Source organism: Myxococcus sp. AB056 (assembly GCF_006547365.1).
Lineage (GTDB): Bacteria > Myxococcota > Myxococcia > Myxococcales > Myxococcaceae > Myxococcus > Myxococcus virescens.
The window spans coordinates 1-19744 of record NZ_VHLB01000125.1 but is presented as its reverse complement, the minus strand read 5'-3'; the positions used below and the strand labels follow the sequence as shown (position 1 = coordinate 19744).

At 70.1% G+C, this 19744-nt stretch carries 18 protein-coding genes; 7 read left to right on the top strand and 11 right to left on the bottom strand.

Annotation, left to right across the window (positions count from 1 at the left end; genetic code table 11):
* Window positions 1–177 (bottom strand): WbqC family protein (locus FMP39_RS33965; protein ID WP_228558570.1); only part of this gene is annotated, 177 nt, incomplete at its 3' end.
* Between the two features lie 186 nt (window positions 178–363).
* Between FMP39_RS33965 and FMP39_RS33960 the strand changes: the two genes are divergently transcribed.
* Window positions 364–2436, top strand: coding sequence for an ATP-binding protein (locus FMP39_RS33960; protein ID WP_228558569.1), 2073 nt, complete (start codon window positions 364–366; stop codon window positions 2434–2436).
* Window positions 2437–2438: 2 nt separating this feature from the next.
* Here the strand turns inward: FMP39_RS33960 and FMP39_RS33955 are convergent, their stop codons facing one another.
* Entirely contained in the window at window positions 2439–3221 is a 783-nt protein-coding gene (locus FMP39_RS33955; RefSeq protein WP_141594165.1) for a phytanoyl-CoA dioxygenase family protein, read from the bottom strand.
* Between the two features lie 87 nt (window positions 3222–3308).
* Between FMP39_RS33955 and FMP39_RS33950 the strand changes: the two genes are divergently transcribed.
* The 4 genes from FMP39_RS33950 to FMP39_RS33935 all read left to right on the top strand — a co-directional run bounded on the left by FMP39_RS33950 (window position 3309) and on the right by FMP39_RS33935 (window position 7762).
* Complete coding sequence (locus FMP39_RS33950) at window positions 3309–4277, top strand: alpha/beta fold hydrolase (RefSeq protein ID WP_141594164.1); 969 nt, start codon at window positions 3309–3311, stop codon at window positions 4275–4277.
* A gap of 131 nt (window positions 4278–4408) precedes the next feature.
* Window positions 4409–6097, top strand: coding sequence for a lamin tail domain-containing protein (locus FMP39_RS33945; RefSeq protein ID WP_141594163.1), 1689 nt, complete (start codon window positions 4409–4411; stop codon window positions 6095–6097).
* Window positions 6098–6178: 81 nt separating this feature from the next.
* Entirely contained in the window at window positions 6179–6961 is a 783-nt protein-coding gene (locus FMP39_RS33940) for an exodeoxyribonuclease III (RefSeq protein ID WP_141594162.1), read from the top strand.
* Between the two features lie 18 nt (window positions 6962–6979).
* Window positions 6980–7762, top strand: coding sequence for a 1-acyl-sn-glycerol-3-phosphate acyltransferase (locus FMP39_RS33935; protein ID WP_194858677.1), 783 nt, complete (start codon window positions 6980–6982; stop codon window positions 7760–7762).
* Window position 7763: 1 nt separating this feature from the next.
* Here FMP39_RS33935 and FMP39_RS33930 read toward each other — a convergent pair whose 3' ends face one another.
* A complete protein-coding gene (locus FMP39_RS33930; RefSeq protein WP_141594160.1) occupies window positions 7764–8288 on the bottom strand; it encodes a hypothetical protein in 525 nt (174 codons plus the stop codon).
* A gap of 84 nt (window positions 8289–8372) precedes the next feature.
* On the opposite strand from FMP39_RS33930, the gene FMP39_RS33925 reads away from it, so the two are divergent.
* Window positions 8373–9494 (top strand): hypothetical protein, encoded by a 1122-nt coding sequence (locus FMP39_RS33925; RefSeq protein WP_228558568.1) that lies wholly within the window; start codon window positions 8373–8375, stop codon window positions 9492–9494.
* 12 nt (window positions 9495–9506) lie between these two features.
* On the opposite strand, the gene FMP39_RS33920 is transcribed toward FMP39_RS33925, so the two are convergent.
* The gene (locus FMP39_RS33920) at window positions 9507–9968 is read right to left on the bottom strand and encodes a universal stress protein (RefSeq protein WP_090495356.1); all 462 of its coding nucleotides are present in this window, start codon (window positions 9966–9968) and stop codon (window positions 9507–9509) included.
* Window positions 9969–10123: 155 nt separating this feature from the next.
* On the opposite strand from FMP39_RS33920, the gene FMP39_RS33915 reads away from it, so the two are divergent.
* Window positions 10124–10984, top strand: coding sequence for an SDR family oxidoreductase (locus tag FMP39_RS33915; RefSeq protein WP_141594159.1), 861 nt, complete (start codon window positions 10124–10126; stop codon window positions 10982–10984).
* Between the two features lie 15 nt (window positions 10985–10999).
* Here FMP39_RS33915 and FMP39_RS33910 read toward each other — a convergent pair whose 3' ends face one another.
* The 7 genes from FMP39_RS33910 to truD all read right to left on the bottom strand — a co-directional run bounded on the left by FMP39_RS33910 (window position 11000) and on the right by truD (window position 19517).
* Complete coding sequence (locus FMP39_RS33910; RefSeq protein ID WP_141594158.1) at window positions 11000–11794, bottom strand: serine protease; 795 nt, start codon at window positions 11792–11794, stop codon at window positions 11000–11002.
* A gap of 349 nt (window positions 11795–12143) precedes the next feature.
* The gene (locus FMP39_RS33905; protein WP_141594157.1) at window positions 12144–13661 is read right to left on the bottom strand and encodes an FAD-dependent oxidoreductase; all 1518 of its coding nucleotides are present in this window, start codon (window positions 13659–13661) and stop codon (window positions 12144–12146) included.
* The gene (locus tag FMP39_RS33900) at window positions 13658–15004 is read right to left on the bottom strand and encodes a 2Fe-2S iron-sulfur cluster-binding protein (protein WP_194858676.1); all 1347 of its coding nucleotides are present in this window, start codon (window positions 15002–15004) and stop codon (window positions 13658–13660) included. The genes FMP39_RS33905 and FMP39_RS33900 overlap by 4 nt, the downstream gene beginning before the upstream one ends.
* A gap of 232 nt (window positions 15005–15236) precedes the next feature.
* Window positions 15237–16691 (bottom strand): hypothetical protein, encoded by a 1455-nt coding sequence (locus FMP39_RS33895; RefSeq protein ID WP_194858675.1) that lies wholly within the window; start codon window positions 16689–16691, stop codon window positions 15237–15239.
* Window positions 16692–16698: 7 nt separating this feature from the next.
* Entirely contained in the window at window positions 16699–17202 is a 504-nt protein-coding gene (locus tag FMP39_RS33890) for a hypothetical protein (RefSeq protein ID WP_141594154.1), read from the bottom strand.
* The gene (locus FMP39_RS33885; RefSeq protein ID WP_141594153.1) at window positions 17199–17864 is read right to left on the bottom strand and encodes an RNA polymerase sigma factor; all 666 of its coding nucleotides are present in this window, start codon (window positions 17862–17864) and stop codon (window positions 17199–17201) included. The genes FMP39_RS33890 and FMP39_RS33885 overlap by 4 nt, the downstream gene beginning before the upstream one ends.
* Window positions 17865–17879: 15 nt before the next feature.
* The gene (gene truD / locus FMP39_RS33880) at window positions 17880–19517 is read right to left on the bottom strand and encodes a tRNA pseudouridine(13) synthase TruD (RefSeq protein WP_141594152.1); all 1638 of its coding nucleotides are present in this window, start codon (window positions 19515–19517) and stop codon (window positions 17880–17882) included.
* Between the last annotated feature and the right edge of the window lie 227 nt (window positions 19518–19744).

The following is a 19744-nucleotide window of genomic DNA, read 5'->3' as shown; positions in this document are numbered from 1 at the left end:
GGGCTGGGGGACGTTGTGGGGCAGGGCCACCCGCGTGCGCCGCTGCCAGCCGCGCCGCAGCCACTGCACGTTGTCCAGCACGACGAAGGTCCCCGCGCGGGCCAACTGCTCGTGGAAGTCCACCCACGGCAGGTAATGCGGCTGCTCGGCGACCACGACTCCAGGGATGCCCGGCACGCGCGGAGGATAGCGTCCTGGCGTCACCCGGTGGCCACCCGTTTGCCCTCCTGCCAGTATGTTTCCACCGGACATGGGGTGCGCCTGACCCCCACCCGTCAAGACGCCCCTGGCTGGAAATGCCGTGCTACAGAATCATAGTATTTTTCACCCCGTGTGTTTGGGGCCCCGGAGCAGAGCGACTGGATGAAGTTCCTGTGTCTCACCACCGATGACCGGCACCCCGTGGCGGAGGAGCTGCGGCGCCAGGGCCAGGCCGTGTTCATCACCGCCGACGTGGTGGAAGCCGGCGCGGCGCTGGGGCACGGGCCCGTGGACGTGCTGGTGGTGGACGCGGCGGACCTGGTGGAGGACGCGCGCTGGCTGGACGCGCTGCGGACGCGGGCCCGTCCCGAGGAGCCGCTGGTGCTGGGGTTGGCGCGGGATGACACCGACGCGGCGCTCGAGCCGCTGCTGGCCGCGGGCGTGGACGAGTTCCTGGTGGAGCCCTTCACCCCGGTGCAGGTGCGCTCACGGCGGTTGTTGCTGGAGCGGCGGGTGGCGGCGCGGCGCCAGCGGCGGACGTCCGAGGCGGAGGCGCGGGGCGAGGTGGCGCGGCTGGCCTCCATCATCCAGATGCAGTCGGACGTGGCGATGGCGGGCTACGGGCTCGACGAGCTGATGCGGCTGCTGTGCGAGCGTTCACGGGTGCTGTGCGGCGCGGACGGCGCGGCGGTGGCGCTGCTGGGGGCGGACACCGACGAGGAGGTGACCTACCTGGTGGCCACCGGCAGCCTGGCGCCCTTCATCGGCTTCCGGCTGAAGGTGGAGGGCAGCCTCACGGGCGCCAGCCTGTTGCAGGGCGAGGTGATGCGCACGGATGACTCGGAGGCGGACGTTCGGGTCAACGTGACGGCGCTGCGCCACGTGGGCGCGCGGTCGATGATTTGCGTTCCGCTGTGGCGCGAGGGCCGCCCGGTGGGCGCGCTCAACGTCACCAGCCGGCGGCCGAACACGTTCGAGGACCGGGACGTGCGCACGCTGGAGCTGATGGCGGGCCTGCTCGGCGCGGCCATGGGCAACGCGGCCGAGGCCCAGGCGCGTCAGGAGTTGATGGTGCAGAACACGCTGGCGATGGGCGCGCTGGAGGAGTCGCAGGAGCTGTTCGCGTCCTTCATGGACAACATCCCCGCGATGGCCTTCATGAAGGACGAGCGGGGCCGCCGCATCTGGGTGAACGCGCGCTACAGCCGGTTCTTCGGCTACCCGGTGGGCGCGGACATGTCCAACGTGGCCGACGTGGAGTTGATGCCCGCGACCTCCGCCGAGCAGTCGCGCCGGGACGACGAGGCGGTGCTGACATCCGGCAAGCAGAGCATCACCGAGATGATGGTTCCCGCGCGCGACGGCACCGAGCGCCACTGGCTCACCTACCGCTTCATCGTGCGGGAGCGCTCCGGGCGGCGGCTGCTGGCGGGCGTGGCGGTGGACATCACCGACCGCAAGGCCATGCAGGCGCAGCTCGTGGTGTCGGACCGGTTGGCGGCGGTGGGCACGCTGGCGGCGGGCGTGGCGCACGAAATCAACAACCCGCTGGCCTTCGTCCTCTCCAACCTGTCGTTCCTCGCGGGCGAACTGCACGCCCTGGCGCCGGAGTTGCCGTCGGGCCGCATGGCGGAGCTGGAGGAGGTGCTGCGCGAGGCCACCGACGGCGCGCACCGCGTGCGGCAGATCGTCCGGGACTTGAGGACCTTCTCCCGGGGCGACGACGAGGTGGCCACCGCCGTCAACGTGCAGGCGGTGCTCGAGTCGGCCATCACCCTGGCGCGCAGTGAGCTGAAGCTGCGCGCGCAGCTGGTCCGCGACTACTGCGAGGTGCCGCTGGTGGAGGGCAACGAGGGCCGCTTCGGACAGGTGTTCCTCAACCTGCTCATCAACGCCGCGCAGGCCATTCCGGTAGGCCAGTCGGAGCAGCATGAGGTCCGGCTGAGCCTGCGGAGCGCCGGGGACCGCGTCATCATCGAAGTGCGCGACACGGGCATGGGCATGCCGCCGGAGGTGCGCGCCCGCATCTTCGACCCCTTCTTCACCACCAAGCCGGTGGGCGAGGGCACGGGGCTGGGCCTGTCCATCTGCCACGGCATCGTCACCGGCTTCGGTGGAGACATCTCCGTGGAGAGCGAGGAGGGACGGGGCAGCACCTTCCGCGTCTCCCTGCCGGTGGCGCGGCGCACGAAGGAGCCGGTGGATCCGCCGCTGCGCATGCCCCTGGTGGGCTGAGGTCAGCGGCGGAACATGGGCGGGAAGACGCGAGGGGCCTTCTTCTTGCGCAGGCAGCGCACGACCGCGTCCATGTAGCAGGCGGAGAAGGCGCGGCGGCGCAGGCCGGGGCGCCCGCGTCCGGAGCGGTGCCAGAGGTGGTTGTGGACCAGGATGGCCTCGCCGGCGCGCGCCGGTAGGGACAGGACGCGGGATTCAGCGTCGGCCGCCGCCACCGCGTCCGGAGGAATCACCCCGCCCAGGGGCGTCACCAGTCCGCCGCGGTGGCTGCCCGGGACGACTTCCAGACAGCCGCCGTCCTCGGGGGCGTCATCCAGCGCGGTCCATATCTGCAGCTCCGGTTCGTGGGTGAGCCCCCACAATCGGCCGCCATCCTGGTGCCAGGGCAGGTTGCTGCCGCCGGCCTGCCCCTTGTGGAAGAGGATGGCGCGGTAGAGGACGATGTCGCCGGGGATGAGCGCCCGGGCGATGCGTTCGAACAGCGGGTTCTCCATCCACGCCAGGAAGCGCGGGTCCTTCTCCAGCTTCTCCAGCTTGCGGTAGTCCAGGGAGGGGCCCTGCCAGCCCAGTCCCAGGGGGGCGTCCTCGTAGCGGCCGGTGGTGGCGTCCGGCTGGAAGAAGAGGCCCGGGTGGACGACCCGGCCCAGCATCAGGTCGTCGGCTCGCTCGCGGAGCGCGTCCAGGCCCTCGTCACCCAGCACCCGGCCCAGCTTCGCGTAGCCGTGCTCGGCGTAGTGGGCCAGGGCAGGGCGGATATCGAACCGTTCCACGTCGACGCAAAGCATGGCGCCCCCCTCATACCCCGGGACGCGCCCGTCAGGGCAGGTTGATGCTTGCGCCCCCGGCCCGGGCGCCTCATCGTGGGAGGTGGCATGCCCTACCGTCGCACCACGCGCTTTGTGACTGCCCCGGATGGTACCCGGGTCGCCTGGCATACCCACTTCGGAAACCTCCGGGAGGCCACCGCCGACGCAGAGCTGGCGGCCCGCCCCACGGTGCTGCTGACGAATGGGATTGGCTCCTCGGAGAACTTCTGGCGTTACCTGGTGGGCAACCTGGAGCAGGACCACCGGGTGGTGCACTGGAACTACCGGGGCCACGGCAGCAGCGATGAATCCCTGGGGGACGGGTATCAGATTCGCGTGCACGTGGATGATCTGGAGCGCATCACCGAGGCGGTGATGGCCCGGGGGGATGGGCGGCCGCCGCACCATGTGGCGTTCTCCATGGGCGTGCGCGTCCTGCTGGACCTGTACCGGCGGCGGCCGGACCTGGTTCCGTCCATGACGCTCATCGCCGGGGCGCCGGGGGCGTTCGGCTCGGGGGTGGACTCGACGGGGGCTCGCGCGTTCCTGTCCGCCACCCGGGGCATGCTCAAGCTGGCCACGCCCACGCTGCCGCTGGCGGCGCCCGTGGCGCACGCGGTGATGGCCAGCCGCTTCGCCTATCCCCTGGCGCGGATGGTGGGGGCGCTCCGGGCCCGGGCGCCTCGGGCGGACATCGACGAGTTCATGCTCGCCCTGCGCCGGATGAGCCCCAGGGCCTACTGGTACACCCTTCGGGGCATGGTGGAGGGCCATGCCTGGGATGTGGCCAGGACGGTGCAGGTGCCCACGCTCATCGTCGCCGCCAGCAACGATTTGCTCGTTCCGCTGGGGGAGATGGAACGAATGCGTGACGCAATGCCGCACGCACATTGGATGCGGGTGGATGACGCGGGGCACGCGGGCCTGCTGGAGGCCGGGTCGGAGATCGCCGAGGCCGTGCGTGTCTTCCTCGTGGACCACGGCTTGGAGCCGCCCCATGAGGTCGGGGAGCACGCTCCGGTGCCTCCCTCCTGAGAGGGGTGGCCGGGAGGATCAGAAGCCGGGCTTGAGTCCAGTGAAATCGGAAACTGCCGCCCGGATTGCGTCGTGGGTGACAGATATGGGATGCAGGGGGCTCTTCAAGTTTCAACGGAGACTCTTTACCCATGCCCTGGTCCTTCCGGCAGATGCTGGCGCCGCTGTCCGCACTGCTCCTTTTCATGTCCGCATGTGGCGACGACCCTGAAGTCAGGCCCGTTTGCGGAAATGGCATCGTCGAGGCTGGCGAGACGTGCGACGACGGCAACCGAAACAACAACGACAGCTGTGACAACAGCTGCCGTCGCACCACGCCGGATGCGGGCACCGAGGAGGATGCCGGCACCGAGGACGACGCTGGCACCGGTGAGGACGACGCTGGCACCGGTGAGGACGACGCTGGCACCGGTGAGGACGACGCTGGCACCGGTGAAGAGGACGCCGGCACCACCGAGGACGCGGGCACCGGTGAGGACGACGCTGGCACCACCGAGGATGGTGGTTCAGGCGAGCCGGACGCGGGTTCGGATGAAGACGGTGGTTCGGGTGAGCCGGATTCCGGCACCGACGCGGGCACGGGCGAGGACGACGCCGGCACCGACGCGGGCACGGTCCAGGTCTCGCTGGACAGCTTCGGTCCGACGGGCACCTTCGCGCGCACCGGCACCACGGGGGCGACGTTCCCCGAGGCGCTGACGGTGCGTCTGCGTGAGGACGCTCCGGCGGAGGTCTGGGTGGAGATTACTTCGTCCAGCGCCGTGCTGAACGTGCAGGGTGGTCTGGTGCGCATCGCCCCGGGTGAGCGCTCCGCCACGGTGCAGGTGACGGCGAACCTGGCCGCGGATCCGGAGACGGACAAGGCGACGCTGACGGCCACGCTGGGCAACGACACGCGTGCGGCCACGGTCCGGGTGCTGGCGGCGGATCAGGCCGCTGAGCTGGCCACGCTGTCGCCCGAGGTCATCTCGGTGAGCGCTGGCCAGACGCAGGGCTTCACGGTGGAGCTGGACGTTCCCCCGGCGCAGGACACGGTCATCCAGCTCGCGCTGGAGCCCGCGTCGCTCGGCACGGTGCCGGCGACGGTGACGGTGCCGGCCAACAGCCTGTCCGCCAAGTTCGACTTCACCGCGGGCAGCACGGGCGGCGAGGGTCAGCTGGTGGCCGCGCTGAACGGTCAGTCCATCGCGGCGGCGGTGCAGGTGACCGCGGGCAGCAGCACGGGCCACGTCGTCATCAGCGAGTTCGCGCCCGCGGGCCCCGGTGGCGCCGGCGACGAGTTCATCGAGCTCTACAACCCGACGTCGAGCGCGGTGGACATCTCTGGCTGGAAGCTCCAGTACAAGTCCGCCACGAGCACCACCGGCTACAACAGCAGCTACACGCTGCCCGCCGGCTCGGTCATCGCGCCGCGCAGCTACTTCCTGGCGGTGTCGTCGGGCTACGCGAGCTCGTCGGGCAACACTGTGACGGGTAACGCGAACTGGGGTGGCACCATCGCGATGGGCGGCTCCGCGGGCCATGTGCGCCTGGGCTACCCGGAGATGGCGATGACCGACGCCATCACCTCGCCGCTGGTGGTGGACACGGTGGGCTACGGCAGCAACGCCAACCAGCCGGAGGGCACGCGCATCGCCACCGTGCCGCCCGTCGCGGGCAGCTACGAGCGCAAGGCCTCGGCCACCTCGACGGTGGAGTCCATGACCACCGGCGCGGACGCGCAGCTGGGCAACGGTCACGACTCGAACGACAACTCGGCGGACTTCATCCTCCGTCCGACGCGTCAGCCGCAGAACGCGTCGAGCGCGGCGGAGCCGTAGCAGGTCTCCTGTTCGCCCCTACCGCCCGTGTGTGCGGTAGGGGCTGGTAATGCCGCACGGGGCGGGCCATAAGCCTTCCCCGTGCGAGTCGTTTCGTGGAACGTGAACGGACTTCGCTCGGTGCACCGCAAGGGCTTCCTGCCCTGGCTCGCGGGGTGCCGGGCGCAAGTCGTTGGTCTGCAGGAGGTCCGCGCGCGCGCCGACCAGCTTCCCGACGAGGTGCGCTCACCGCCCCGGTGGAAGACGCACTTCGTGGCGGCGGAGCGGCCGGGCTACAGCGGCGTCGGACTGTACAGCCGCCTGGAGCCCGATGAAGTCGTGACGGTGCTCGGCGTGGGGGAGCTGGACGTCGAAGGGCGCCTGCAGATTGCCCGCTTCGGCAAGCTCACCGTGGTGAACGGCTACTTTCCCAACGGCAACGGGAAGGACCGGGACCTGAGCCGCATCCCCTACAAGCTGACCTTCTACCGGCGCCTCTTCGAGCGGCTGGAGAAGCCCCTGCGCGATGGTGGCCGGGTGCTGGTGATGGGGGACTTCAACACAGCGCATCAAGACATCGACCTGGCGCGGCCCAAGGAGAACCGGGAGACGAGCGGCTTCCGGCCCGAGGAGCGCGAGGAGTTCGACCGGTGGATTCGTGCCGGCTGGGTGGACACCTTCCGCCACTTCAACAAGGGTGGGGGGAACTATTCGTGGTGGAGTCAGCGGGCCGGCGTTCGGGAGAAGAATATCGGCTGGAGAATCGACTATGTCCTGGCTTCACCAGCGGCCATGGCCTACGTGCGCAAGGCTGGCATCCACCCGGACGTGATCGGATCAGACCACTGTCCGGTGAGCGTGGACCTGGACCCCGCGGTTCGCTGACGCTTGTTCGAGGCTCTCATGAACGCACTGCTCTCCATCTGGACGTGGATCGAGATTGGCCTGGTGGCGCTGGTTGGCTTCTTTGTGCAGCTGTCGCTGGCCATCCTGACCTGGGCCTTCGACCACAAGCGCCACGTGACGGGGCGCTGCTTCCGGCTCATCGGCGTCACCGCGGCGAAGCTGACGCCGTTCTGGCGTTTCGGCGTGCATGGCCCGGTGCCGGACAAGCTCGCGCCGAACACGGTGGTCGTGAGCAACCACGAGTCCAACGCGGACCCGTTCCTCATCTCGCACCTGCCGTGGGAGATGAAGTGGCTGGGCAAGGCCAGCCTCTTCAAGATTCCCGTGGTGGGCTGGAGCATGTGGATGGCGGGGGACGTCCCCGTGCACCGCGGCGACCGCGACTCGGCGACGGGCGCCATGGCGAAGTGCCGCCAGTGGCTGGCCAAGGGCATGCCGGTGATGATCTTCCCGGAAGGGACGCGCTCGAAGACGGATGACCTGCTGCCCTTCAAGGACGGCGCGTTCCGGCTGGCCATCGAGGCGCAGGCGGACGTGCTGCCCCTGGCGGTGAGCGGGACGCGGCGGGCGCTGCCGAAGCACTCCTGGCGCTTCGCCACCTCGCGCGGTCTGGTGACGGTGGGCACGCCCATCTCCACCAAAGGGATGACGCTGGCGGACGTGGAGACGCTGAAGAACCTGGCCCGCGAGCAGATCCTGTCGCTGCGGGCTTCGCTGATGCCGCTGACGCGCTCCGGCACCGAGCCGGCCGTGCCGCCGGGGCCGGCCAGCGCCGCGTGACTCAGACGTCCTTGTCGCTCTCGTCGACGATGTGACAGCCAGTCTCCTCGTCGAGCGCGCCTTCAATGAAGCCGCGCACGATGTCCCGGCCGCCAATCTCGAAGGACAGGCTGACCTTGTCGCCCTTCACCGCCTCGTCCTGATCCACCTTCAGCTTTCCGCCCAGGGCGATGGCGTCCCCGTCGACAGCGGCGCCCTTGTGGACGCGGACCTCTCCGCCCAGGGACACCGCGCTGCCCGTCACCCGGGCACCGGATTCGACGATGACGCGGCCCCGGATGGCGACGACGTCCTCCACCACCGCGCCCTTGCGGATGATGACGTTGCCCTCCACGGCGACGCCGTCCTTCACCTTCTCGCCGGCCTCGATGATCAGGTCCGTGCCCTGGACGGCGCGGCTTCCGTCCTTCGACTGCGTGGCGCACACCACCTTCCACTTCTGGGGCGGCTTCGCGTCGTCCTCGGCGAAGGCAGGGGTGGCGAGGGCGAGCCCGAGGGCCAGAGTGGCAATGGGGGACGAGCGCATGCGAGGCTCCTGTGAAAGCCGTGACACCGCTGGATACGCGCTCGCACGAAAGCGATTGCGTGCCCACGCCGTTACCTCCCCGGCGTGCGGCTTGCACAACCCAGTCTCCACCCCCCCACCCAGGAACACGTCCTGTCCGCCACGCCTCTTCGAAATGATGACGTCCGTGACCTGAGCATCTGGGGGTACGCCCTGGGCTACTTCGTGGCCTATGCCCCCTACAGCGCGCTGACGAAGGCGCTATCCGGAGGCGCCTTGCCAGGCATGCGGGAGGGCATCTCCGGCTTCACGCTCCTGCCGGTGAGCACCGCGGCCTCGCTGGTGGGGATGTTCGCCTTCCTCACGTGGATGCGCTGGTGGCGTTACGCGGGGCACCGCCAGGTGTGGGGCCTCCAGGTGCCGGCACCAGGGCGGTGGACGCTGCTGTCCGGGCTCTGCTCGGCGGCCATCATCGGCACCACGACGCTGGCGTACACCCTGCCGGGGGCGTCCATCGTCTTCATGATGCTGTTGATGCGCGGCGGCGTGCTCGTCCTGGCGCCGCTGGTGGACGTCCTCAGTGGACGGCGGGTGCGCTGGCCCTCATGGGTGGCCTTGGGCTTGAGCTTCTCGGCGGTGGCGGTGGCCGCGGGCTCGTCGGTCAGCCCCACGCTGACGCTCCTGGCCACGGTGGACGTGGGCGTGTACCTGGCGGCCTATTTCTTCCGGCTGCGCGCAATGAGCCAACTGGCCAAGTCCGGCGAGCGTGAGGTCTCCATCCGCTACTTCGTAGAGGAGCAGATGGTGGCCACGCCAGTGCTGGTGGGCACCCTGGCGGTGCTGGCCCTCATCGGCGGTGATGGCGTGCTCGGTGACATCCGCGACGGCTTCACCGGGGCCCTGTCGCGAGGCCACCTGGTCTCCGAGATTGCCGTGGGACTGCTGTCGCAGGCCACCGGCATCTTCGGCGGCCTCATCCTCCTGGACGGGCGGGAGAACGCCTTCTGCGTGCCGGTGAATCGCGCGTCCAGCGTGCTCGCCGGAGTGGTCGCGACCGTGGTGATGTCCGTCACCCTGGGCCAGCCGGGCGCGGGGGCCTTGGAGTTGGTGGGCGCCGCGCTCGTTGTCGCCGCCATGGCGGTGCTGGCCGTGCCCACGGTGCTGGCCGCGCGGCGGAAGGCGGGGGAGCAGGCCGCTCCCCCGGTGGCTCCCGCGCCGGGGCCGTGAGGCGCGTCCGCGCTACTTCCGCTCGGACAGGTGGATGGTGAGCACCGGGCAGGACGCGCGGGCGACGACCTTCTGCGCCACGCTTCCCAGGAGCAGGCGGGGAAGGCCGCGCCGGCCGTGAGTGCCCATGACGATGAGGTCGCATTGGTCCTGCTCGGCGAGGTCGAGGATGGTGGACGCCGCCTCACCCACGACGATTTTCTGGCTCACCGGGACGCCCGGGGGCTCCCCCTGGTTCATCTGGGCCGTCAGCTCCTTGGTCGCTGCCTCCACGGCGACGTGCTCCAGCGATTGGGAGTTCCACCCCGGCGCGGCCACCAGCAGGTCGGGCGCCACGTATTGGGGTGGCTCCCAGGCGTGGACCACCTCGACCGATGCCTTGAAAGGCCGAGCGAGCTTCACCGCGTAGTCGATGACCTCCCGGGAGCCGTCTGACAGGTCCACGGGAACGAGGATTCGGGAAACAGTCGCCATGTCTTCTTTTCTGGGCATGGCACGCCCCAGATGGAAGAGCCGTGCCAGCGCCGCGCCGGTCGCCTGCTGTCCAGGCATGCAAACCCTGCGGGGGGAGCGGCAGACCGCGCAAGGCGTGCGCACGATGGGCACCTCAACGAACGGAGGATTTCGTCATGCGTCCTCTCCCCATCGACCAAGGAACCGTGCTGATCATCGGCGCGGCCCGGGGAATTGGCCGGGAGCTTGCCCGGCTGCTTGCTCATCGCGTTCGGACCCTGGTGCTCGTGGACCATCAGGCCCAGAGCCTGGAGCCCCTGCGCGAGGAACTCCTGCTGAACTACCCGACGCTGGGCGTGCTCGTCGAATCCTGCGACGTGTGCGATCCCCAGCAGGTGGACGCGCTGCTCGCTTCACTGGAGTCGCAGTTCGTCCGCGTGGACGTGTTGGTGAACAACGCCGCGGAAGGCGACCAGGCGCTCTATGCCCAGGAGGGCTGGGGGCGTGTGGAAGCCATGTTGCGCGCCAACGTCTGGGTGCCCGCGCTGCTGACGCACCGGCTGCTCAAGCCCATGTTGGAGCGTGGACGGGGCGGCATCCTCAACATCGGCTCCGGCGCGGCGCAGCTCATCCTGCCGGGCTCGGCCACCTTCTCCGCCACCCAGCGCTTCCTGGACGGCTTCACGGAGGCGCTGCGCCTGGAAGTGGAGGGGCAGGGCGTCACGGTGACGCGCGTGGCTCCAGGGCCGCTGTGGGAATCGGGGGTGGAGGGCGCGGAGTCGCTGGCGCCCTTCTTCCATCTGTCGCTGGAGCGCTGCGCCCGCGAGGCGCTCGCCGGCTTCGAGCGCGGCCAGGCCCTGGTGTACCCGGGCCTGGGGCACCGGTGGGTGATGCGGCTGCTGCCGCTGCTGCCACGCGGGCTCAAGCGGAGCCTGGGACGGATGGCGCTGCGGGGCCTGCGGCGGGAGGAGCTGCTGCTCCCACCACGGCAGGCCCCCCAGACGCTGCCGCTGGCGGGCGAGCCCTCACCCGCGTAGCGCGGGGGCTCGGCTCTAGAGGCCAATCTCGGCCAGGCGCGCCTTCACGCGCGTGGCCTTCACGCCGGTGTTGGCCGTGCCGCGGCCCTGCGAGTTGCCGCCCAGGCCGATGTGGTGCAGGCCCACCACCTGGTGCGAAGACGAGGACAGCACGGGCGAGCCGGACGAGCCGCCCAGCGTGTCCGCGTCATAGGACAGGTCCGTGGTGCTGTAGTTGGCGTTGCGCACCACGCCCGGCGAGGACTTCTTCGTCGGCGTGCAGCCGCTCGTCGTGTAGTAGTCGCAGTTCTGGTGGACCACGTAGATGCTGGCGTTGGTGGCGGCGTTGGCGCTGGCCACTGTCAGCCAGCCGTACACGTCACCCGGAAGCTGGCCGTTGGTGGCCGTGCAGCGCAGCGCCGTCATGTCGTCGCCGGCCCAGGTGCGGATCATCGTGCCGCAGTTGTACCAGACGCGAGCGGTGGAGCTGACGCCGTCCTCATAGTTGAAGGACACGCGCGCACCGGAAGCCTCGGAGCTGCTGCCGACGCAGTGGTTGTTGGTGATGATCACATCCCGCGACACCAGCCACGCCGTGCAGCGCGAGCCCACCGCCGGAATGGACAGGTAGCCCACCGCGCGCGAGCGCGTGCGCTGCGTGCCGGACAGCGTCGTGGCGCTCACCCAGTTCACCGAGCCCACGATGACGTTGGACTCCTGCGACTGCAGCGGCTCCTGGCCGTCCGCGTTGGGAACGTCAGGAGGTGCTTCGGTACCGCAGGCAGACAGGGCTCCCACCAGGAACAGCGCACGAACGCTCTTCGGGAACATCGGAACACCTCCTCGCGCTGGATTGCGCGGCGAGGCGCCAAGGCACGCGCCGTGCCATGGCTCCACTCCGAGCGTCTCTCCTCGGAGCGGGCACCGCGCCGGCACACGCGACTGGTGCGTCCCTGTCCAGGTAACTCAGTTGTTGATGTAAAGGCGCTTCACAGCTCCGCTGACGGTCGCCAGTTGTTTTCGTGATTTGCGAGATTGTCCGGAGCTGGTGCGTTCCGGGTCAATTCGCTCCCCAGCCGTTGTCTCCAGCCAGGACAGGCTCCGGAAAAATACAAGGGCCGTGTCCGGACCCGGTGGAGACGGGGTCCAGGCGCGGCCCGGGAACGGCGTGGCCAGGGGCTCAGCCGATGACCATGTCCTCGCGCTCCAGCGTCCCGGTGCCGAAGTCTCGCGAATGGCCCGCCGCGTCAGAATAGCGCCGGAGGTTGAAGCGGGTGAAGAGCTCGTCGGACTCGCCGGTGGCCATCCACTTCGCCATCCGCTCCGCGACGGCGGGGGCCATCATGAAGCCGTGGCCCACGAAGCCGGACATCTGGAGCAGGTTGTCCAGTCCCGGGGTGCGTCCCAGAATCGGGTTGTTGTCCGGCGTCACGTCGTAGCAGCCGGCCCACTGGCGCAGCACCTTCACGTGGCCCACTTCGGGCAGCTGCTCCATCAGCGCCTGCGCGAAGCGCGACACGAAGCGCAGGGTGCTGCCCATGTTGAGGCCCGCGGGCTCCTTGGCGTCGCCCATGCCGCCCACGATTTCGCCGCGCATGGACTGGCTGAAGTACAGCCCGCTGTCGAGCACGGACACCAGCGGCCCCAGGAAGGGCTTCAGCGGCTCGGTGCTGAGGATTTCGTGGCGGTGCGGCTCGTTGGGCAGCTTCACGTCCGCCAGCTTCGCCACCTGCGGACTCCAGGCGCCGGCGGCCAGCACCACGGTGTCGCAGGCGATGTCCCCGCGCGTCGTCTTCACCTTGCGCACCTGGCCGCCGCTGGTCTCGAAGCCGGTGACGTCCGTGTACGTCTCCACGCGGACGCCGCGCTTCTGGCAGCCCTGCGCGTAGCCCCACAGGAAGGGCCAGGGGAAGATGACGCCGTCCTCGGGATTGTAGGACGCGATGAGGCAGTCCTTCATCGTGAGCCCGGGGACGATGCCGCGCGCCTCGTCGGGGGTGATGAGCCGGGTGGGGACGCCGAAGCGGTTGTGCAACGAGACGTTGCGCTCCAGCCGCTGGGCCACCGGCTTCGTCTTCGCCAGGAAGATGTAGCCCCCCTGGCGCAGCCAGACGTTGATGCCCAGCTCACGCGCAAAGCCCTTCATCAGTTCGATGGAGCGCTTGGCCAGCTCCACCAGCGAGGGCGTGCCCCACTGCATGCGCACGCCGCCGCCGTTGCGGCCGGACGCGCCCGCGCACAGGTAGCCGCGCTCCAGCACCACCACGTCCGTCTCACCGGCGCGCGCCAGGTTGTACGCCAGCGCCAGGCCCATGATGCCGCCGCCGATGATGACCACCTTCGCCTTCGCGGGCACCGGGCCCTCCGGGCGCAGCGCGGCGGGGAAGGCGTCCACTTCCTGCGGCAGCCCGCCCACGGGCGGCTGGGACTCGTCCACGGGCGCGGAGGCCATCATCCGCAGCTCGGTGGGGTAGAGCGGCGGGCGCGGCGTGAAGGGCACCACGGCTGCGGGCTTGAGCGCCTTCTCCTTCTCCAGCAGCGCGGCCACCGCCGCCGTGCAGCTCTTGCCCTGGCAGATGCCGGTGCCGAAGCCGGTGTAGCGCTTCACCGACTCCACGTCGCAGAAGCCCCGGGACACCGCGTGACGGATGTCGTCGACGGTGACGTCCTCACAGGAGCAGATCATCGCCTTGCTCATGACAGCCCTCCCACCAGCGCCTGGGCCGCGCGCCGTCCGGCCGCCGCCGCGTCCTTCGCAGTGCCTCCGCCCGTGACGTCACCCGCGGCGTACACGTCCGGCGCCTGGGTGCGCCCGTCCGCGTCCGTCTCCACCACGAAGAGCCCGCGCTTCTCGTCGAACGGCACCTTCGCGCCGCCCTGCCGCGCCAGCTCGAAGCTGGGGCTGACGGGGACGGACACCAGCACCGCGTCACACGACACCTTCTCGCGTCCGCCGCCCTCGCGCGTGTAGCTGAAGGCGCTCACGCCGCGCAGGCCATGGGCCTTGGGCTCGCTGCCTCGCACCGCCGTGGCATGGGCGCCCGCCGGCGGCGTGTCCCGCAGGTCCACCACCGCCACCACCTTCGTGCCGCGCTCCTGGAGCAGGTTCGCCAGCGCGTGCAGCTCCGCGCCCCAGCCCACCAGGGCTGCTGTCTCCGGCGCCACGTCGTAGCGGCGCAGCAGCAGGCTGGCCGCGCGGCCCGCGTAGACGCCGGGCAAATCATTGTTCTCGAAGGGGAGCGTGGGCGGATGGCCGCCGGGCGTGAGCAGGAAGCGCTCCGAGTACACCTTCAGCAGGCGCGGCGCGTCCGCCTCCCAGGTGCCCACCGCGAGGAAGCGCCCCGCCTCGTCGTCATACAGGCCCAGCGCGGTGGCCCGCGTGAGCACGCTGCTGGGGGAGATGCGGTGGATGTCGTCCAGGCTGGGGCCGCCGGCTTCCGGCGCGCCATTCGCGAGCCGGCCACCGAGCGCGTCGTCCCGCTCGATGAGGAGGAAGCCCACGTCCCGCTCGGTCAACACGCGCGCCGCCGCCAGTCCCGCCGCGCCACCGCCGACCACGGCCACGCGAGTGCGCACCGTGCGCGCGGGCGCCGTCTCGGGCGCGGGCGTCTTGGGCAGCAGGCCCAGCCCCGCGAGCTGCCGCGCCACCTTGGCCATCACCTGCTCGGCCACCGGGACGCCGGCGAACATCTCGTGGTGGTCCATGCCCTTGGGGAAGAACCAGTCGATGCTCTCGAAGATGTCCACCTTCGCGGAGGGGTAGGCGTTCTGCCGCTCCAGCTTCATGCCGTCCCGCGCGGGTGTGCGGCACGCGTAGACATTGGGCACGCCGTCCACCCGCATCAGGCAATGCGAGCAGGCCCCGGCGAAGCAGTAGGGGCCTCGCGGCCGGTGGTACTTGATGGAGCGGGCGAGCATGGGCTCACCCGCGGCAATCAGCGAGCACGCCACCGGCTCACCTTCGATGGCGGGGAGGCTCTCGCCCTCGAGGTCCACGGTGATGGCCCGGCCGCGCGGCGGTACGTCGGGAAGGCGTCGCATAGGGTGTGCCAAAATGGCCCACGCGGACCGGGCGGTCAAAGCCTCTGACGGCATGACGCGCCATGCCCAACATGCCTGGCTGATAGGCACGGTGATGGCGCGCCCGAGCCTGGCTAAGGCGCACACCGTAAAACGAGAGGGGACCGTCTCGGGCCGTGTGGCACCCGGGACAGTCCCCTTGAAGACTTACGTCAGTGCGTGACGCGCCGGGCAAAGCACCCGGCAATCCCTGTCAGACCGGCTGCTCGCTCGAGGGGATGACGGGCTCGGGCATGCCCTGCGGCCGGTGACCGAAGCGGGTGCGGACCACCGCGCCCAGGGCCATCAGAGCGACCAGCGTGGTGATGAGGGGGCCGATGATGGGGAGCGAGCCCACCACCATCAGCACCAGCAGCCCCAGGGCCAGCACCACCGCCTGCGTCTTCCGGCCGCGGAAGATGGGCAACCGCGTGCCCAGCTCGCTCGCCACCGCCGCGTAGCCGAGCGCCGCCGCGACGGGGGCCGCCATCCACAGCACCAGCGCCACCGGGATGCCGATGATGGTGATGCACAGCACCACCGTGAGGGGAATCATCGCCAGCAGTCCCACGAAGCCGGTGAGCCCCGCCTGCACCGGCTTGCGGCGCACTTCCTCGCCCAACTGCTTCATGCGCGCGGGGAAGAACATCTGTCCCAGGAAGCCGAGCCCGAAGAGCATCGCGAAGGTGAGGATGAAGCCCGCCAGGCCCACGCCGTCATCGTCGCGGTCCCTCCGGCTCTCGGAAGAGTCCTTGGCTTCCTTCACGCCCTTCTTGATTTCACTGGCCACCATGCGGCCAATGCCCGCGCCGCCGAAGGACTCGATGCTGCCTTCCACCTGGGCGTCGTCGTCGCGCTCCACCGAGCCGCCAAAGGCAGACACGTCGCCCTCCACGTGTGCGTCCGGCCCCAGGATGACGTTGCCGCCGAAGGCATGCGCGTCCCCGTCCACGCGGCCGTGGACCTCCAGGTTGCCGCCGAAGGCGACCGCGTCATCCTTCACGTGGCCGTGGACCACCAGGTTGCCGCCGTACACCACGGCGCTCTCCACCGTCTGGCCGTCCTTCACCTCCAGGTTCTGTCCGCGCGCCACCACGTTGCGGCTGCCGTTGCGACGCATGTTGCGCCGCACCTCGTCGCGGGCCCGCTTCATCTCGTCCCGGGCGCGCTTCATCTCGTTCCGCGTCTCCTCGGAGAACGCGTTCGGGAGGTCGGGAATCGGAGGGATGGGCGGGATGGGAGGCATCGCCATCACCGGCGGATCGCTGGCCACGGGCGGCGCGTTCGGTGCGTCGTCGGCGTTGGCTTCGGACTCACCCGATTCGGCGGCGTGCTTCTCCTGCGCCGTCATGGGCCGCAGCGTGAAGATGGTGCCGTCCTGGTCCAGGCGCAGCGAGTACGCCCGGGCCACGGTGCGCAGGGCCTGGTTCGCCGTGACGCCGCGCAGGTGGACCTCGGCGGGCGAGTCCAGGTCGCCGGTGACGACCAGGTTGAGGCCCCCCTTGTCGGCGATCGTCTTGAGGGCGTCGCGCAGGGTGCCGCGGAAGCTGATGTCGATGGTGCTCGCGGCGGGTGCCGTCACGCCGGCCTGGGGCGCCGTGTCCTGGGCAAGCGCCAGGGGGGCGCCGAGCAGCAGAGCGGGGAAGAGGATTCGAGGAAGGAGCTTCATGGTTCGCTCACGCTTCGGAAGGAGTGGGCCCGGTGCCGACAAGCCGCTTGAGGCCGTACAGCGACGTCAGCAGGAGGAAGGCGAGAGAGCAGGCCACCGTCAGGCCTGCGGTGGACCACAGCGCGTGGGCGCCACTGAGGACGCCTTCAACGAAGGGGCGCCCCTGCACCAGGACGGAGGCCAGCCCGGTTCCCAGCCGGCCGAGCGCCTGGTCGCTCATCACCAGGTAGCCCAGCCCGCCCAGCATCGACGTCAGCAGGATGGCCAGCCCGGACCAGACCTCGCGGCGCCGGGGCACGGGTTCAGCGGACACGCGCGCCATGACGTTGGCGACCAGGGTGGGCGGGGGGAGGGGATCCGCCAGCCGGTACAGGTCCTGCTCCATCAGCCGATGATCTTCCAGGACGGCGGCGCAGGCGGCGCACTCGGCGGCGTGGTCCAGCGCGGGGCCTTCACCGGCTTCCAGCTCCGTGAAGAGGACTTCGAGGTCCGGGCACAGGTGGGGATTCATCGTGGAGCCTCCTCGGCCGTCATCTTCTTGCGCAGCTTCTCACGGGCCCGGAAGAGCCGGGCCATGATGGTGCCAGGCGCACAGCCCATGATCTGGGCGATCTCCTTCGTCGTGCGCTTCTGGACGTAATAGAGGGCGAGCACCTCCCGGTCCTCGACGGACAGGGTGGCCATGGCCTCCTCCAGCGACTGCCGCTCCTCGCGGGCGATGGCGCCTTCCTCCTGCGACGCCTCGCCGCTGGGGAGCACCTCCTTCATGGGCTCCAGCTCCTCCGTGCGCACCTTGGTGCGGCGGCGGAGCAGGTCCAGGCAGAGGTTGCGGGTGATGGCGAGCACCCACAGGTCGAACGGGCGCGCGTCGTCGTAGCGGTGGAGGTTCTGGTAGGCGCGAAGCAGCGCTTCCTGCGCCACCTCCGCGGCCTCGGCCTCGCTCTGGAGCAGCCGCAGCGCCAGGCCGTAGACCGGGCGCTGCACGCTGCGAACCAAGGCCTCGAAAGCGGACGGGTCACCCCGGCGGGCGGCCTGTACGTCCGCTTTCCAGGGAAGCGGAGGGGCTTCGTCAGCCATCAGCATCCCGATGGCATGGGCGAGCGTCCCGGGAGCGTCGTCGAGGGCAAGAGCGTTCACACCTGGGTCTACGGCGTGCCCGTCCGCCCATTGCATCCGGGAGATACATCTCTATTTCTTCCGTGATTTCGCGGGCTTGGCCTTGACTGCACGTTTGGCTTCGGTCTCCGCGCGCGCGGCCGAGCGGGCGTCCTTGCGCTGGCGCTGCCGCTCACGGAAGCCCAGCGGCGCGGCGGGCTCCGCGACCTTGGCGGGCGCGGGGGCCTTGGAGGCCAGGGTGCGGGCGCGGCCCGAGGCGGGCTCCAGGAGCTCCACCTCACGCGGACCGCTGCGGCGGCGGCCCGGAGCACCAGCGCCCCGGGCATCGCGGTTGCCGGCGGGCGCGCGCGTGTCGCGGTCTCCGGACGAACGGCGGCGGGTCTCCGAGCCCGGAGCGCCCCGGCTCGAGGCGCGCGCACCGTCCGCGTCCCGGCGGGGCGGGCCCCGGCGGCTGGAGGGCTCGTGCGCGGCGGCGGCGGCTTCGGCCTCCGCCAGCTTCGGCCGCTGCGAGGCGCGGATGGTTTCCGCGCTGTCCTCGGCGTACTCGAAGTGGAACAGCCGCTTGATGACCAGGGTGGCGTAGGCGCCAGGCGGCAGGGTGAAGGCGATGTTGACCTTGATGTCGTCGCGGTTGAGCTCGTCCGCCTGCGTGCGGCCCACGACGAGCTTGTGCGGGAACGACAGCAGGGGCCGCTCCTCGTGCTTGAAGTAGAGCCTGCGCTCGGCGCCGGGGACCTGCAGGTCCGACAGTTGGAGCTTCTCGCGGCCCAGCACCCAGCGCACGGCTTCCTCCACCTTCGGGTCGCTGAACGTCGAGTTCGGCGCGAGCAGGGGGAAGGAGGCGTCGCGCAGCGTCCGGAGCACCTCCGGGCTGGCGTCGCGGTGGAACAGCAGCGTGCCGGCCTGGTAGCGCATGGGGAAGAGGTGCTCGCGCGGCAGCATGAGCTGGAGGTAGCGCCGCACGCCCTCGTTCCAGAGGAAGCTCTGGTAGGTGAAGATCAGCATCGCGCGGTAGTCCGCGTCGATCTGCATGAAGGCGCGCAGGTAGTCACCCGGCTGATCGCGCAGGGACTTGAGGACGCGGTGGTACTTGCGCGTGCCCTCGTAGGGGACGCGGGCGTCCCAGCGGCCCCAGTTCTCCTTCCAGAAGGCCTTGATCTTGGCGTCCTCCGTCCGGTCCAGCTCGGACGGCTTGGCCATGTAGTTGTGCAGCGCGGCCTCGAAGTCGCCCCGGATGAGGTCCTTGGCGATGAAGCCCTGGCCGTGCTTCAGCGAGCCGAAGCGCTGGCTGTCGAAGTAGTTGATGACGCCCAGGCGGTTGACCTCGGCGGCGGCCACGTTGAGGGGCCCCAGCGACTCCGGCTGAAGCGCGCGCACCGTGACGGAGAAGCGGTTGGAGGTGATGTTGGCGGCGGACAGCGGCTTGTCCGTGCGGCCCAGGTACTTCAGCCGCAGGTCAGGCTCCTGCATGTCCACGTCGGCGCCGTCCACCGCGATGATCTGCTCGGTCCGGCCCTGCTTGTCCTTGAGGCCGCAGTAGCTGATGGCGCCGGGCTTGAGCCCGAACGCATCCCGCAGCCGGGTCACGGCGTCGAAGGTGGACAGCTTCTGCTTGTCCATCAGGTAGACGCGGTGACGTCCCGAGTCGACTTCGTCGAAACGGTATGACTCCTTGACGGAGAAGTCCTCGGGCTTTTGTTTGATTCGCACGGCGCCCCCTTACCAGCGCGGCGCCCCGGAATGAAGCATCTGCGCCAGAAAGGGGATAACGTGACTTTTCATGCGAATTCTTCCCCTGTTGCTCCTGGCCCTGACTCCGGGGTGTGCCTCCACGCTGTCCACACAGCAGACGGCCCGGACGCTGGCGCCGGGGCAGGTCCAGGTGACGGGCGGGGTGGGGGCCTGTCTCCTATTCTCATCTCCGCGCCCCCGAGACG